16 protein-coding genes and 2 pseudogenes are annotated in these 14287 nt (G+C 57.7%); 3 read left to right on the top strand and 15 right to left on the bottom strand.

Annotated elements, in window-relative coordinates; all coding sequences use genetic code 11:
* Positions 1 to 164 precede the first annotated feature (164 nt).
* Together HMPREF3135_RS03775 and secY are read right to left on the bottom strand one after the other, a co-directional pair.
* Positions 165 to 716, bottom strand: coding sequence for an adenylate kinase (locus HMPREF3135_RS03775; protein WP_005509947.1), 552 nt, complete (start codon positions 714 to 716; stop codon positions 165 to 167).
* Positions 716 to 2053: a preprotein translocase subunit SecY gene (gene secY, locus HMPREF3135_RS03770; RefSeq protein WP_048731466.1), complete on the bottom strand. Its 1338-nt coding sequence runs from the start codon at positions 2051 to 2053 to the stop codon at positions 716 to 718. Before secY ends, HMPREF3135_RS03775 begins: the two co-directional genes overlap by 1 nt.
* Positions 2054 to 2379: 326 nt before the next feature.
* On the opposite strand from secY, the gene HMPREF3135_RS03765 reads away from it, so the two are divergent.
* Positions 2380 to 4260, top strand: a complete 1881-nt coding sequence (locus HMPREF3135_RS03765) for a 6-carboxyhexanoate--CoA ligase (protein ID WP_246818304.1) — start codon at positions 2380 to 2382, stop codon at positions 4258 to 4260.
* Positions 4261 to 4363: 103 nt separating this feature from the next.
* Here HMPREF3135_RS03765 and rplO read toward each other — a convergent pair whose 3' ends face one another.
* From rplO to rplN, 10 genes are all read right to left on the bottom strand, one after another.
* On the bottom strand, positions 4364 to 4810 hold the full coding sequence (rplO, locus tag HMPREF3135_RS03760; RefSeq protein WP_016422071.1) for a 50S ribosomal protein L15: 447 nt from the start codon (positions 4808 to 4810) through the stop codon (positions 4364 to 4366).
* A 7-nt stretch (positions 4811 to 4817) separates the two neighbouring features.
* Positions 4818 to 5003, bottom strand: a complete 186-nt coding sequence (rpmD, locus tag HMPREF3135_RS03755) for a 50S ribosomal protein L30 (RefSeq protein WP_005509843.1) — start codon at positions 5001 to 5003, stop codon at positions 4818 to 4820.
* A gap of 5 nt (positions 5004 to 5008) precedes the next feature.
* A complete protein-coding gene (rpsE, locus tag HMPREF3135_RS03750; protein ID WP_005510059.1) occupies positions 5009 to 5626 on the bottom strand; it encodes a 30S ribosomal protein S5 in 618 nt (205 codons plus the stop codon).
* Between the two features lie 34 nt (positions 5627 to 5660).
* Positions 5661 to 6059 (bottom strand): 50S ribosomal protein L18, encoded by a 399-nt coding sequence (gene rplR, locus HMPREF3135_RS03745; RefSeq protein ID WP_005510009.1) that lies wholly within the window; start codon positions 6057 to 6059, stop codon positions 5661 to 5663.
* Positions 6059 to 6595 (bottom strand): 50S ribosomal protein L6, encoded by a 537-nt coding sequence (gene rplF, locus HMPREF3135_RS03740; protein WP_005509895.1) that lies wholly within the window; start codon positions 6593 to 6595, stop codon positions 6059 to 6061. Before rplF ends, rplR begins: the two co-directional genes overlap by 1 nt.
* Before the next feature lie 15 nt (positions 6596 to 6610).
* The gene (gene rpsH, locus HMPREF3135_RS03735) at positions 6611 to 7009 is read right to left on the bottom strand and encodes a 30S ribosomal protein S8 (RefSeq protein ID WP_005509822.1); all 399 of its coding nucleotides are present in this window, start codon (positions 7007 to 7009) and stop codon (positions 6611 to 6613) included.
* Between the two features lie 403 nt (positions 7010 to 7412).
* A complete protein-coding gene (locus HMPREF3135_RS03730; protein ID WP_070438096.1) occupies positions 7413 to 8309 on the bottom strand; it encodes a GDSL-type esterase/lipase family protein in 897 nt (298 codons plus the stop codon).
* 382 nt (positions 8310 to 8691) lie between these two features.
* Positions 8692 to 9246, bottom strand: coding sequence for a 50S ribosomal protein L5 (rplE, locus tag HMPREF3135_RS03725; RefSeq protein ID WP_005509901.1), 555 nt, complete (start codon positions 9244 to 9246; stop codon positions 8692 to 8694).
* 2 nt (positions 9247 to 9248) lie between these two features.
* On the bottom strand, positions 9249 to 9563 hold the full coding sequence (gene rplX / locus HMPREF3135_RS03720; RefSeq protein WP_005509963.1) for a 50S ribosomal protein L24: 315 nt from the start codon (positions 9561 to 9563) through the stop codon (positions 9249 to 9251).
* Positions 9564 to 9932, bottom strand: coding sequence for a 50S ribosomal protein L14 (gene rplN, locus HMPREF3135_RS03715; protein ID WP_070438093.1), 369 nt, complete (start codon positions 9930 to 9932; stop codon positions 9564 to 9566).
* Between the two features lie 281 nt (positions 9933 to 10213).
* Here rplN and HMPREF3135_RS03710 point away from each other — a divergent pair, with 281 nt between their 5' ends.
* The gene (locus HMPREF3135_RS03710) at positions 10214 to 11455 is read left to right on the top strand and encodes a multidrug effflux MFS transporter (RefSeq protein ID WP_042388406.1); all 1242 of its coding nucleotides are present in this window, start codon (positions 10214 to 10216) and stop codon (positions 11453 to 11455) included.
* Positions 11456 to 11587: 132 nt separating this feature from the next.
* Complete coding sequence (locus HMPREF3135_RS03705) at positions 11588 to 12304, top strand: VIT1/CCC1 transporter family protein (protein WP_049170007.1); 717 nt, start codon at positions 11588 to 11590, stop codon at positions 12302 to 12304.
* Between the two features lie 44 nt (positions 12305 to 12348).
* Here the strand turns inward: HMPREF3135_RS03705 and HMPREF3135_RS03700 are convergent, their stop codons facing one another.
* The 3 genes and pseudogenes from HMPREF3135_RS03700 to HMPREF3135_RS11100 all read right to left on the bottom strand — a co-directional run.
* Positions 12349 to 13131 (bottom strand): formate/nitrite transporter family protein, encoded by a 783-nt coding sequence (locus tag HMPREF3135_RS03700; RefSeq protein ID WP_070438090.1) that lies wholly within the window; start codon positions 13129 to 13131, stop codon positions 12349 to 12351.
* Positions 13132 to 13364: 233 nt separating this feature from the next.
* A pseudogene (locus HMPREF3135_RS03695) lies at positions 13365 to 13889 on the bottom strand (PTS transporter subunit EIIC); the annotation flags it as partial.
* Positions 13888 to 14261 (bottom strand): annotated as a pseudogene (locus tag HMPREF3135_RS11100) (glycoside hydrolase family 32 protein); the annotation flags it as partial. The pseudogenes HMPREF3135_RS03695 and HMPREF3135_RS11100, both read right to left, overlap by 2 nt.
* Between the last annotated feature and the right edge of the window lie 26 nt (positions 14262 to 14287).

Genomic DNA, 14287 nt, shown 5'->3' with positions numbered 1-14287 from the left:
CCCCCCCCTGCCCCACCCCAGCCCCAACAGCCACACACAAAAGCCGCCCTTCCAAACCTCAACGGTTCGAAAGGGCGGCTTCAACAACCATCTACAACCGGCAAACCCATCGGCCCCAGCCAGCGAAAAATCTAGAGCGTCTAGTTACCCGGTGTGCCAGGAGCCTAGTTCAGCTTCTCCAGCTCAGCCATCGTGCGCTCGTTAATCTCCTCAACGGATCCCTCAGCGGCAATCTTGATGATCTTCTCCGAGTAGTAATCCAGCAAAGGAGCGGTCTCATTGGTGTACACATGCATGCGGTTGCGGATGACCTCTTCAGTGTCGTCTGCGCGACCACGGGCCAGCATGCGCTCGACTACGACATCCTCAGAAACGTCGAACTGTACGACCGCATCCAGCTCAGTGCCGAGGTTGGACAGCAGACGCTTCAGCTCTTCTGCCTGACCAACAGTGCGCGGGAAGCCATCCAACAGGAACCCCTTGGCAGCGTCGTCCTCATTCAGACGGGACTCGACCATACGCACAGTCACGTCGTCCGGAACAAGGTTGCCGGCGTCGATGTAGGACTTCGCCTCAATACCGAGCGGAGTGCCTTCACCGATGTTTGCGCGAAACAGGTCACCGGTGGAGATGTGCGGGACACCGAGCTTCTCCGAGAGGATAGCTGCCTGAGTGCCCTTGCCTGCACCGGGAGGACCTACAAGTACGAGTCGCATTACTTCAAGAACCCTTCGTAGTTACGTTGCATCATTTGGCTTTCAACCTGCTTGACCGTCGTCAGCGCAACACTGACCAGAATCAGCAGGGCTGTACCTCCAAACATACCGCCTGTACCGGAGTTCGCGTCGCCAAGCCCCATATCAAGAGCGACATTTGGCAGAACAGCAATCAGCGCCAGGTACAGCGAGCCGACAGTCAGCAGGCGAATCAGGACGTAGGACAGGTATTCAGCAGTCGGACGGCCCGGGCGGAAGCCCGGAATGAATCCGCCGTACTTCTTCATGTTCTCCGCCTGCTCGTGCGGGTCGTACTGCACGGAGGTGTAGAAGAAGGAGAAGAAGATGATCATCAGGAAGAACAGCAGAATGTACTGCCAACTGGACGGCGCCAGCAGGTACTGAATGACATTGCGCTGCCACCAGTTGTCCATGTTCGGATTCGACTGACCGGACTGAACAATCTGGGTAATCAGAACCGGCACGTAAATCAGCGAGGACGCGAAGATGACCGGGATAACACCGGCCTGGTTCACCTTCAGCGGCAGGTAGGTGGAAGATCCGCCGTACTGGCGACGACCAACCATGCGCTTTGCGTACTGCACCGGAATACGGCGCTGTCCCTGCTCAATGAAAATAACGCCGATGATGAGAATCAGCACGGCAACAATCACGGTGGCGAACACGACACCGGTAGTGGAGCGCAGAATGTTCGCTCCCTGCGCCGGCATACCAGCGGCGATGCCGGAGAAAATCAGCAGCGACATACCGTTGCCGACGCCTCGGTCAGTGATGAGCTCACCCATCCACATGACCAGCACGGCACCGGAGGTCATCACAACGACCATCACCACGAGGTCAAAGACACCCGCATCCTTAACCAGCAGCGACTGCGAGCCACCCAGCAGGGCACCTCGGTCTGCCATGGCCACAATGCCTGCAGACTGCAGCAACGCCAACGCCACTGTGAGGTAGCGGGTGTACTGGGTCATCTTTGTCTGACCCGACTGCCCTTCCTTCTTCAACTGCTCGAAGTGTGGAATCACCACCGTGAGCAGCTGGACGATAATCGAGGCCGTAATGTACGGCATAATGCCGATGCCGAAAATCGCCATCTGCAGCAGAGCGCCACCTGAGAACAGGTTGATCAGCGAGTAAACGCTGGACTGATCTTTCGAAATCTGCTCGAGCTGCGCGTTGACCAACTGGTAGTCGATACCAGGGGTTGGAATCTGCGAGCCGATTCGGTACAGAATGATCATCGTCAGAGTGAAGAAGATCTTCTTACGCAAATCGGGATCGCGCAACGCCGCAATGAGACCGGAAGCCACGTGCATCCTCCCGAGGTCAAGAAATCCGCTTCTCCCACGCTTTTCCCGAAAGACTTACCCGCTTATCCGCCAGTAGTCTCCCGTTTTAGTTAAGCAACGCGGATGACGTATTCCTCAAACCTTTAATTGACAGTATTTGACGTAGTGAGTCTACCAGCGTTTCTCCACATCGTCGCAATACACCTCCATATCACCGTTAGTACAGCGCCCCGCCAATCACCTCTTTTCGCTTGACGACGATCCCAGCGCCCCTCCCCTCTGAGCCCACGCCCCTCACTGTGCTCCACCCAATTTTCCCAGACAAAACTTGAACAGTGTTAAAGTTTTGCTCTGTGAGTACCTACAGCATCCGCATGCGATCCAGCGCCGATGGCTGCCATATCTCTGGCGCTGAGCGTCTTGCACCGGCCGTCGAACTACCTCAGCTGGCTTCTGCAATGACTAGCCGTGCACTTCACCACGACAAGGGTCGAGCCGACACAATTCACATCACTGTGGACAAGGTTGAAGAGTCGACTATCGGCACCGTGTCCGCGTTGACTCCCTTTCTAGAGTCGAACCCCAGCCCTGAGGACGCACGCAATCTCATTGCTCAACGCCTACACGCTGCAGGCATACAGGCAGCCGACATCGCCGTCGAAATGGCCTATTCACTCACAGGTCTCCGCGGTGCCGCTCTCATCGATGCCTCCTCCGGTGAACGGCTCGACCCAAACCCTACCCGTGGTGTACGGGTTTCCACTTTTGATGCCATCTCGCACCCCAGTAAGGACTGCACCAAGGATCATTTTCACGAGGCGCTCATCCTCGCATCTAAGGTTCACAGCGCCCCGGGTATCGTCGCAGAAATCTGCCTCTCCGATGACCCCTTTTACACGCGGGGATATCTGGCGCTGGACGGAATCTTTCACCGTATCCCCAATATCAAGGACCACGGCAGCACTCTTGGTACTCGCATCTTCATCGTTGAACCCGGCACCGATATCCCCGAGCTAATCGATTACCTGGAGAACGCGCCGGTCTACGTCGAGCTCCCAGCTGACGCCAGTTCCTCGCCGGACGTGACCGCCCCCAACAGCGACCTCTCAGCAATCGCCGCCCAAAGGAACTCGGCCTGGGCCGCTGAAGGGCTTGCCCGCACAGTGCGCACTTTCGAAACCGGACAACTGCCACACAGCCGAATTGACGGAACCGACTATCTACTGTTTTCTTCTTCGGACTACCTCGGCCTGTCCACGCACCCTGAACTCATCTCAGCTGCCACCGAGGCAATTGGACATTTCGGCACCGGGTCCGGCGGCTCTCGCCTGACCACCGGCACTAGCATCCACAGCGCACTTGAGAATGAACTGGCGCAGTTCTTCGGTTTCGACGATGCCGTTCTCTTTGCGACTGGCTACCAGGCGAACCACTCAACCATCGCTGCCATCGCCACCGCCGACGTGGAAATCTTCTCCGACGCCGCCAACCATGCTTCCATCATCGACGGATGCCGCAATGCCCGAGCTAACGTCACGGTCTTTCCACATGCTGACTATCAGGCACTCGACCGTCTCCTCGCAGCATCGAGCGCCCGCCACAAGCTTGTCATCTCCGACTCCGTGTTCTCTATGTCAGGCGAGATCATCGACGGCCCCGTACTCGAGCGCACCTGTCGCCGTCACAACGCATGGTTGATGCTTGACGACGCCCACGGCGTCGGCGTTATCGGAGAGCAAGGCCGTGGCACCGCATCGCACCTGGGCATTCACCCGGACATTGTGGTCGGCACCGCGAGCAAGGCTCTCGGTGTCGAAGGAGGATACGTTCTCTGCTCGGCACCAGTTGGCGAACTGTTACGCAATCAAGCCCGTAGCTTCGTGTACTCAACGTCGATGAACCCCGGTTCCGTCGCAGCTATCCGTGCAGCGTTGAAGCAGTTGGAGGCTGGAGACGTCGTCAAGCGATTGCAGCGTAATATTGCGCGCGTCCGCTCCCTGGTTGGTGCACAGGCCGACCCCGCATCTGCGATTATCCCGCTGCCCGTCGGCGACGAAGCCGAAGCGATGGACGCCTCCGCACGGTTGGCGGAGCTAGGCGTGTACATACCTGCGATTCGCTACCCGACGGTTCCCCGTGGTGAGGCAATGTTGCGATTGACCATTACAGCGCTCCATACGGACGCTGACATCGACCGACTGGAGCAGGCTCTGCGCAACACCGGCCTGCTGTAAGCGGGCGGTTTGCGCTGCCGTCCCCTCCCCTTTCCTCCCTTTCAATACAAAAAGAGCTCTTAACCACTTGGGTTAAGAGCTCTTTTGTTAAAGCTTAAATGCTTTAGGCCTCAGTGACAGAGCCGCCTGCAGCCTCGATCTTGGACTTTGCGGAGCCCGAGAACTTGGTTGCGGTGACGTTGACGGAGACGTTGATGTCGCCGTCGCCGAGGACCTTCACCGGCTGGTTAGCGCGGACAGCGCCCTTTGCAACCAGGTCGGCGATGGTGACGTCGCCACCGTTCGGGAACAGACGCTCCAGATCCGAAACGTTGACCACCTGGAAGGTGACCTTCGCCGGGTTCTTGAAGCCCTTCAACTTCGGCAGACGCATGTGAAGTGGCATCTGGCCACCCTCGAATGCTGCCGAAACCTGCTTGCGGGCCTTGGTGCCCTTGGTGCCGCGACCAGCGGTCTTACCCTTGGAAGCCTCACCACGGCCGACGCGAGTCTTCTTCTTCTTAGCACCCGGAGCCGGGGCCAAGTCGTGGAGCTTAATTGGTTCGCTCATGGTTTACCTACTCCCCCGCTACTTCTTCAACCTCGACCAGGTGACGCACAACGTTCACGAGACCGCGCACAGCCGGAGTATCCGGGCGAACGGCGGAATCGTTGATGCGCTTCAGGCCGAGGGTGCGCAGCGAATCCTTCTGGTTCTGCTTGGTACCAGCGGTACCACGGACCTGGGTAATCTTCAGTGCCATGGAAATCACGCTCCCTGACCTGCGCGTGCGCGCAGCATACGTGCTGGGGTGACCTCTTCGAGAGACTTGCCACGACGTGCGGCGACCTCTTCAGGGCGAACCAGCTGCTTGAGGGCATCAACGGTTGCGTGAACAACGTTGATGGAGTTGTTGGTACCCAGCGACTTGGACAGAACATCCTGAACACCGGCGCACTCGAGAACCGGGCGGACAGCGCCGCCGGCAATCAGACCGGTACCCGGAGCAGCCGGGCGCAGCAGGACGATGCCAGCAGCGGTCTCACCCTGAACCGGGTGGGTAATGGTGCCAGCAATCATCGGGACGCGGAAGAAGTTCTTACGAGCCTCTTCAGCACCCTTCTGGATAGCTGCCGGTACTTCCTTGGCCTTGCCGTAGCCGACGCCGACCATGCCCTCGCCGTCACCGACGATGACCAGAGCGGTGAAGCTGAAGCGACGACCACCCTTGACGACCTTGGAAACTCGGTTGATAGTTACTACGCGCTCGATGTACTGCGAACGCTCGTCCTGCTGGCGACGGTCGTTACCGCGGCCACCACGACGGTTGTTGTTCTTGTTGTCAGCGGAGTTACGTCCGCCTTCGCGCTTATCGCGTTCCGACATCACGCATTCCTTCCGTTGGACTTGTAAGTGCGCATTAGAACTTCAGACCACCTTCACGGGCAGCCTCGGCCAGAGCAGCAACGCGGCCGTGGTACTGGTAGCCACCGCGGTCGAAAACGACCTTCTCGATGCCAGCATCCTTAGCGCGAGCAGCAATCAACTCGCCGACCTTGGCGCTCTTGGCCTTCTTGTCGCCCTCGAAGCCACGGAGATCTGCGTCCAGAGTGGAAGCAGCTGCCAGGGTACGACCGATGGAGTCGTCGATAACCTGAGCGGTGATGTGGCGGGAAGAGCGGTGCACGACGAGGCGCGGTGCCTCGGAGGTGCCGCGGACGTTCTTGCGCAAGCGTGCGTGACGGCGGGCACGGGCGACACGACGACGAGTCGAGATGTCCTTGCCTACCGGGAGGCGCTTTTCGTTGGTGTTGCTCATTACTTACCCGTCTTTCCGATCTTGCGACGGATCTGCTCGCCATCGTAACGAATGCCCTTGCCCTTGTAAGGATCATCCTTACGCAGACGACGGATGTTAGCTGCGAGCTGTCCGACCTGCTGCTTATCAATACCTGTGATCGACAGCTTGGTGGTGCCGTCGACGTCGAAGGTGATACCTTCCGGTGCTTCGATCAGGACTGGGTGCGAGTAGCCCAGGGAGAACTCGAGGTCCTTGCCCTTCTTGGCGACACGGTAACCGACACCGAAGATTTCCATCTTGATGGTGTAGCCCTCGGTCACACCGACAACCATATTGTTAATCAGCGAACGGGACAGGCCGTGCAGGGAGCGGCTCTTGCGGTGGTCATCCGGGCGGTTGACCACAATCTCATTGTCCTTCAGCTCAACGGTAATTGGAGCCGGGATAGAGACAGACAGCTCGCCCTTCGGGCCCTTGACGGAAACGTCCTGGCCGTTGACCTGGGCAGTAACGTTTGCCGGGACAACGACAGGGTTCTTACCAATACGAGACATTGTGTAGTTCCCCCTTTACCAGACGTAAGCGAGGACTTCCCCGCCAACCTTCTTCTCGTAAGCCTGACGGTCAGTCAGCAGGCCCTGAGACGTGGAGATGATAGCCACGCCCAGGCCACCGAGGACCTTCGGCAGGTTAGTGGACTTTGCGTAAACACGCAGACCCGGCTTGGAGACGCGACGCACGCCAGCGATCGAACGCTCGCGGGACGGACCGTACTTCAGGTTCAGGGTCAGGGTCTTGCCGACCTTGGCATCCTCGACTGCGTAGTCCGCAATGTAACCCTCAGACTTGAGGATCTCGGCGATGTTAGCCTTCAGCTTGGACGACGGCATCGAGACAGAGTCGTGGTACGCGTTGTTAGCGTTGCGCACGCGCGACAGCATGTCGGCGATTGGGTCAGTCATGGTCATGGTTAGTGACCGCTTCCTTTCTCGCTGCGGTTCCTTCCCACCTCGTGGCTAACTCCAATGACCGCGCAAACAGCAACTGTCACACGGCGAAAGCTTAAGTTGGAGTGATTACCAATATCGTGATTCCGGCGATTTAAGGGCTACTGTTCGCCAACTCGGTTCAATAGCCGAGTCAGCTCGCCACCCAGGTGACACCAGAGACGATGCGAGGCGAGGGGCCTACAGCAAAGTTCTTACATTTTTACTGCCGCACCTCTTATAGAGGGCAGACCTGGTGATACTAACAAATACCGGCCGAAATGCAAAAACGCCGCGGACGGACGTTAGTCCGCTCACGGCGTGAAGCCCCACCAACTAGCGGTGGAACTCAATTCCTAGCCGACATGGTGCCGGCGAAAGGAAATTAGTAGAGCTGGTCGGCGATGATGTTACCCATTGCCTTTTCGCCAGCCACCGTCGGGTGGTTGGTCATCGGGCCCATCACCGGGTCTGCGAAACCGGCGACGAAGCGCTCATCCGGGTTCGGGTTGCAGGTACCGTGGCCGAGGGTTGCCTCGTAGACGTCAATGAAGCCGGCACCTACGTGCTGAGATGCGGAGCGAATGCTGTCACGGAATGCACCCTGGATCTCGCTGCCACCCGGTGCCGGGATCGGGAAGGTCTGGTTCGGGGTGTTCACCAGGCACAGCTGGTCATCAGTGGCGTACTCAGGGTACGACGCCAGGACGACCTGAGCGCCCGGGGCAACCTGGTGGACGCGGTCAGTGAACTGACGCAGCGTCTGCTTGAACGCGGAAGGAGCCTGCGGATCCGGCTTTGCGACAAGCTCGCCTGCCACGTCAACCCACTGGACCCAGTCCATGCCGCCGTACATCAGGACAACCTTCTCGGTGCCCTCTCCGATGTCGCCGTACTGGATGGAAGCCTCCAGGTATGCGAGGAGCTGACCCGGGAAGCCGCCAAGACCGTTACAGGACCAGTCACCCAGGGACTTGTTCAGCTTCGTAGCTGCGATCTTCGGCCAGTTTTCCATGTCGGTAGCGCAGTTGGCGACCAGTACGTTCTGCCCCGGCGCCAGGCCACGCGGGCCACCCTTACCGGCATTAGCGGTGAAGGAGTCACCGAAGGTGACGATCTGCTTGACGCCCTTCGGGCCGGTGTCGCCGATACCCGGAATCGGAATGTTCGGCATTTCCGGCAGTGCCGGCTGTGCGTTGGCAGCACCTGCACCCAAGCTCAGACCCAGAGCCGCAACAGTTGCAATAGCAGCCGAGCGGACGGCCACGGAGAAGTTCTTCATGTAGTTAATCCCTTTGCGTTTTAACTTAAGAACCGCTCTGTGTAGAACCACTGGCTCAATCACACAGAAGCTGAAGTCACTTAAGTCTTGCCCAAATTGATAACGACCACAATGCATTTTGGCGGCCGTCACTATGACGAATGGCAGTTTACAACGAAATCATCACAAACGCCTAACTTTCAACTGAGAAACCTTGTGGCTTTACTAATTTTCAACCCCCAAAAAGGGTCAACTTTCACACCAGTAACACTGGTAACTTCTACGCAGGCCCCGCACAGCAACCTCACTCCCCCACGAACATAAGCACCTAACAGAGCAGCAAAAAGCCCCGGAGGCCGAGCGGCATCCGGGGCTTCAGGCAAAAGCTACCGAAGAGGCAAAACTACTTCTTGAACGGGAAGCCCAGCTCGCGCAGCAGCGCGCGGCCTTCCTCGTTGTTGGTAGCGGTGGTCACGACGGTGATGTCCATACCGCGCGGGCGGTCGATCTTGTCAACGTCGATCTCGTAGAACATGGTCTGCTCAGACAGGCCGAAGGTGTAGTTACCGTGACCATCGAACTGCTGATCAGACAGACCGCGGAAGTCGCGGATTCGCGGCAGAGCCACGGTCAGCAGACGATCCAGGAACTCCCACATACGGTCGCCACGCAGGGTGACGCGAGCGCCGATGGCGTCGCCTTCACGGAGCTTGAAGTTAGCGATCGACTTGCGAGCACGACGGGTCTCTGGCTTCTGACCGGTGATCAGAGTCAGGTCGTTGATAGCACCGTTAATCTGCTTCTTATCCTGAGCAGCAGCGCCGACGCCCATGTTGACGACGACCTTGGTAACGCCCGGAATCTGCATGACGTTCTCGTAGGAGAACTCTTCCTGCATCTTGCCGCGAATTTCATCGCGGTAACGGGCCTTCAGACGAGGGGTGTAATTTTCGCTCATGCTTAGATGTCCTTCCCGGTACGGCGGGAGATGCGAACCTTCTTGCCATCCTCATCGAAGCGGTAACCAACGCGAGTCGGGGTACCATCTTCGTCGACCAGCATGACGTTCGACACGTGAATCGGAGCTTCCTGAGTGACAATGCCACCCGAGGATGCACCGCGCTCCGCAGCGGAGTTTGCAACGTGCTTCTTGATACGGTTAACGCCCTCGACCAGGACCTTGTCGCGCTTCGGGTAGGCCTCGATGACCTTGCCCTGAGCACCCTTGTCCGGACCGGAGATAACCAGCACGGTATCGCCCTTACGGATCTTCACTTAAATCACCTCCGGTGCGAGCGAGACAATCTTCATGAACTTCTTGTCGCGCAGCTCACGCGCGACCGGGCCGAAAATACGGGTGCCCTTCGGCTCACCGTCAGCCTTGATGATGACAGCTGCATTCTCGTCGAACGAGATGTAGGAGCCGTCCGGACGACGGGTCTCCTTCTTCGTGCGAACGATGACTGCCTTAACGATTTCGCCTGCCTTGACGTTGCCGCCCGGAGTAGCTTCCTTGACAGTTGCGACAATGGTGTCGCCAATGCCAGCGAAGCGTCGGGTCGAGCCACCGAGAACGCGGATGCACAGAATTTCACGTGCACCAGTGTTGTCGGCAACGCGCAGACGGGATTCCTGCTGAATCACTGCGTTTCTCCTGACCTGGTTGCATTGTGCGTCAGATTTCCGTCCTAAACGCACGCGGTCTTTATGTCTTGCGTTTACGCTTTACGACGGAAGCACCTGCTAGAGGTAGCTTTCCTATCGCTTTGACCTCGTGCTTACTACGGTTCTAGACCGTTGAGAGCAGCACGCAGTCGCTTCGCGCAACCTGTGTATTATGGCACGTTCGTGCGGGACAACAAAATCCCTTAGTTTCATGCCCCCAACATGGTTTATGCCTTGTGCGGCAACCCTATACTGAGACAGTGACAAATCAACATTCCGGGAGCGCTCAGACACAGCCAGCACAGACGCTGCCGGTATCGCTACTTGCCGGCTTGGCCTTATTATCCGCCGCCGCCCCGTTCGGCGCAGATACATATCTGGCATCCTTCGTGGAGATTGCACGCGAGTTCTCCACGACCGAGTCGATGGTTCAGCTCACGCTGACAACCTTCATGATTGGCATGGCTGCTGGACAGCTCGTCATTGGCGCTCTCTCCGATAGTTTGGGCCGCAAGAAGCTGCTTCTCATTGCGACTTTGGTGTTCTTGGGCTCGTCAATCCTCTGTGCAGTAGCACCGAATATTGGCACGCTTATTGCAATGCGCCTGTTCCAGGGGTTAGCTGGTGGCTCCACAGTTGTTCTGGCTCGTTCTGTAGTACCAGACCTCTTGACGGGCAAGGCATCAGCGAGAGCTTTCTCCACGCTGATGGGCATTTCCTCCATCGCCCCGGCAATCGCTCCCCTTGTGGGCGGTTTTCTAGGCCCCGCATTCGGCTGGCGCAGCGTGTTCTGGTTTCTCGCAGCCATCAACGTCGCGATGGTCGCGATTGTGATCCTGATGGTTCCGGAAACCCTGCCGCCTGAGCGACGCTCCACAGGCGCTCTGCGCAATCTCCTGCCCAATATTGGCAGGCTGCTGCGGCGGCCAGTATTTGTCGGCTACTTGTTGGCTTTCGCTGGTGGCTTCTCGGTGATGTTTTCCTATATCGCTGCGTCACCCTTTATCTTCCAGGAGCTGCTGGGGCTCACCCCTACTCAGTTTTCTCTCGTGTTCGCATCCAATGCAGCGATGTTGACATTTGTGTCAATCCTCAACGGCAAGATGATCAACCGGCTTCATCCCCGCAAAGGCATTTTAGTTGCCCTTACGGTCATGCTCGTGACGTCGATAGGCCTGATTATTAATGCCCTCGTCGGGATTACCTTCTTCACTACTTGGCTGTTGCTGTTCATTACGGTACCGATGATGCCGCTAATCTTCGCCAATGCCACGGCACTCGGAATTGAGGAGGTTCGAGATATCGGAATTGGCTCAGGTTCCGGTCTCATGGGCTTCACACAGTTCCTCGCGGCCGCCACGGTTTCCCCGTTGGTGGGGCTTGGTTCCAATCTTCCCCTCTCGATGGCTATTTCGATGTTGACCTGTGCATTGATTGCACTGACCGCGGTGTTGACATTGACGCGCGCCGACCTCCACAAACGCTCACACCGACTTCCATAAGAGCTACGCGCGCGAGAGGACTCCCCGCGTTTCACTTCACTGGTTGAGAATGTGCCCGAATCGGCATTAAATCGATGGTGAGGCCTCGTACCACCCGTAGACATGGGGCTGACATGGGAGAAAGGTCCTGCCATGACCACGCATGCACATCCTCATGAACCACATAAGGCATCTGAGTCGGCGAAGCTCAACTGGCTTCGCGCCGGAGTCCTCGGAGCCAACGACGGTATCGTCTCCACTGCTCTAATCTTGCTCAGCGTGATTGCAGCAGGTTCCTCTCGCGAAGCCATTCTGACTGCTGGCGCCGCGGCCGTTATCGCTGGGGCTATCTCGATGGCCCTGGGTGAATACGTCTCGGTTTCAACCCAGCGCGATACTGAGCGGGCACTGATTGCCAAAGAAAAGGCCGAGCTTAAAGACTTTCCAGATGAAGAGCATAAAGAGCTCGTGGGGATTCTCTCTAGCTACGGCATCCCAGAACATATCGCCGAAGATGCTGCCCACGGCATCGCACAAAGCGATCCGCTGGCGGCTCACCTAAAGCTGGAATTGGGCATTGACGGTGAGGAACTTACCAACCCCTGGGCTGCTGCCGGTTCTTCGGCACTGTCGTTCCTACTCGGCGCCATCCTGCCGATGATTGCGGCACTGGTTTTCACCGGCCCCACTTCTGGCGCAATCGCAGTCACTGTTGTCACCATCGTGACTCTGGCTCTAACCGGCTACATCAGCGCCAAGCTCAGCTCCACGCACTCCGGCAAGGCTGCTCTGCGCCTGGTAATTGGTGGTGCGCTCGGTTTGATTGTTTCCTACTTCGTCGGTCTGCTCTTCGGGCAGGCTGTCGGTTAGACCGTCAAATAGGTGCCCGGTTAACGCACAGCGAAACTCAAAACCTAGTCAACATAGCTGGTCTTCGTCTGGTTCAACCAGGCGTAGACCGCGCCGATCCCCAGGCCACCACCTACGAAGTTGCCCAGCCACACGGCCACCCAGTTAACAGTTATGTGCAGACCATCGAAGGCTGCAGGATGCGGATCAGCGAAAAAGGCCAAGGAAAACAACGAGAAGTTCGCAATCACGTGCTCGAGTCCAAGCCCAACGAACACTGCAATAATCGGCAGAATCACAACGAACTTCGAAATGATTTCCTTGGCTTGAAGTGCACCTAGGACAGCCATATTGACCACGAAGTTCGCACCCATGGCCTCTACGAAAGCGCCGAAGAACGGCTTGGCCAGCTTCCCCTCAGTCAAGGTGGAAATCAGATGTGTGTCATCGATCCCACCGAGCTTGGCGCTCTGGCTGAGCACCAGCGCCACAATCGCCGCACCGATGAAGTTGTAGAACGTAGCGACGGCCACCATTCGAAAGGCCACTCCCCACGCCATGCGTCCGCGTGCGGCGGACCAGGACACAAACATCATGCTGCCGGTCGCAAGCTCCGCACCGAGCACCACAATGGCGAACAGCCCAAGCCCGAACAGGCACGCAAAAACCAGTCCCCCAGTCCCCGGCGCGACGCCCTCTGCCACTTGTCCAGCGACCGCTGCAAAGGCCGTCCCGAGCGTCAGGTACATACCCGCCAGGACCGCTCGCACGGCAAATCGTCCGTAGTCCTGCGTCAACAGTTCCTGTTTCTTGTCGCCAGCCGTATCCAGCGTTTCGTATAGCGTCACCGCCGAAGCCTTTCCCTGCGTGCCGTTAATTGCAGTTATTCGCATAAAAGAATAACGACAGGCTGACGCGGAATCGCAACCGCTTTACGACGGTCACAGCGCCCTACCCCCCTTAGGCGCTGCAACCAGGAACTGCGATTCACCGTCGAAGAGAGGCAGATTTACTTCTTTTCTCCGGTACCAGCAGGTGCAGCAGCAGTTTCTGACTTCGGCTCATCCTTCATGGTTGAGGCAATGGCCGAGGCACCCATGCCGATGTAAAACGGCCAGCGCAAACGTAGGTTCACACCGAAGATGGCCGGCTCGGTAATACCGAATAGCGCCGACATACCGGAGGCGCCTGCCAACCTCTTGAGCTTCTCGCTCTTGGCCAGGAAGTACACCGCCAGTGCGGCACCACCTTGAGCGATATTGGCCATCGATGCCGTCGCGAAAATGAACGAGCCGCCCTGATCCCACAGCATGTACTCGATTGGAGGGAAGGACTGGTGCAGACCAGTGAAGACAATTGGCGAGTAGACCAAGCCGAACAAGAAGCCACCCACAGGTCCCGCGAATTCGTACAGATTCGCCAGACCAATACCCAGCCATTCACCTGCAGTGCGCAGTACTGGACCAATGGCGGCAAAGGTGATGAAACCAGTGATGAGCAACGTCAACAGTGGTGTCAGCATAAAGTCGACAGTGCCCTTGAGACGCTTATGGAAGAACTTCTCAATCGTTGCCAGAATCCATGAGATAACCAGAATCGGCAAGATGAATCCCACCCTCCGGGCCGGAGGGAGCAAGCGCGCGCACCCGATTCTGCGATGGTATACGGCGTCCGTCTGCCTTCAAGTTTCCGGTATAAAAGAGCCACACATCATCGCCATCAACAGCCGCGCCGCCCGAATAACAACCATGCTTGTCATAGGGCATGTCCGGATACAGCGCATCTGGATGATGACGCCACCGCTCGGCTGTCGTGAGCGACGCGGACGCATGCCCCCACCCAGTTCTCTTCGACGCATGTGGAAAGCATGGATCATGCTGGTAGACACATGCAGTGTCTCGCCGTCCACGAAAAGGCCATTCGGGTCATTCAGTCGGCCCTGCGGCGGTGACAGATGGTAATTCGACTGATAGGTCATACCCCTCCCCCCGATATTATTGAAGT

This window comes from Corynebacterium sp. HMSC14H10 (assembly GCF_001807105.1).
Lineage (GTDB): Bacteria > Actinomycetota > Actinomycetes > Mycobacteriales > Mycobacteriaceae > Corynebacterium > Corynebacterium jeikeium_D.
Note: the sequence above shows the minus strand (reverse complement) of the source record. Positions and strands in the feature narration are given on the sequence as shown.

What these genes read in the sequence shown, in the direction of transcription:
- HMPREF3135_RS03775 (WP_005509947.1), bottom strand. Translation starts at nt 716, where the DNA reads ATGCGACTCGTACTTGTAGGTCCTCCCGGTGCAGGCAAGGGCACTCAG.
- secY (WP_048731466.1), bottom strand. Translation starts at nt 2,053, where the DNA reads ATGCACGTGGCTTCCGGTCTCATTGCGGCGTTGCGCGATCCCGATTTG.
- rplO (WP_016422071.1), bottom strand. Translation starts at nt 4,810, where the DNA reads ATGAGCGAACCAATTAAGCTCCACGACTTGGCCCCGGCTCCGGGTGCT.
- rpmD (WP_005509843.1), bottom strand. Translation starts at nt 5,003, where the DNA reads ATGGCACTGAAGATTACCCAGGTCCGTGGTACCGCTGGTACCAAGCAG.
- rpsE (WP_005510059.1), bottom strand. Translation starts at nt 5,626, where the DNA reads ATGTCGGAACGCGATAAGCGCGAAGGCGGACGTAACTCCGCTGACAAC.
- rplR (WP_005510009.1), bottom strand. Translation starts at nt 6,059, where the DNA reads ATGAGCAACACCAACGAAAAGCGCCTCCCGGTAGGCAAGGACATCTCG.
- rplF (WP_005509895.1), bottom strand. Translation starts at nt 6,595, where the DNA reads ATGTCTCGTATTGGTAAGAACCCTGTCGTTGTCCCGGCAAACGTTACT.
- rpsH (WP_005509822.1), bottom strand. Translation starts at nt 7,009, where the DNA reads ATGACCATGACTGACCCAATCGCCGACATGCTGTCGCGCGTGCGCAAC.
- HMPREF3135_RS03730 (WP_070438096.1), bottom strand. Translation starts at nt 8,309, where the DNA reads ATGAAGAACTTCTCCGTGGCCGTCCGCTCGGCTGCTATTGCAACTGTT.
- rplE (WP_005509901.1), bottom strand. Translation starts at nt 9,246, where the DNA reads ATGAGCGAAAATTACACCCCTCGTCTGAAGGCCCGTTACCGCGATGAA.
- HMPREF3135_RS03705 (WP_049170007.1), top strand. Translation starts at nt 11,588, where the DNA reads ATGACCACGCATGCACATCCTCATGAACCACATAAGGCATCTGAGTCG.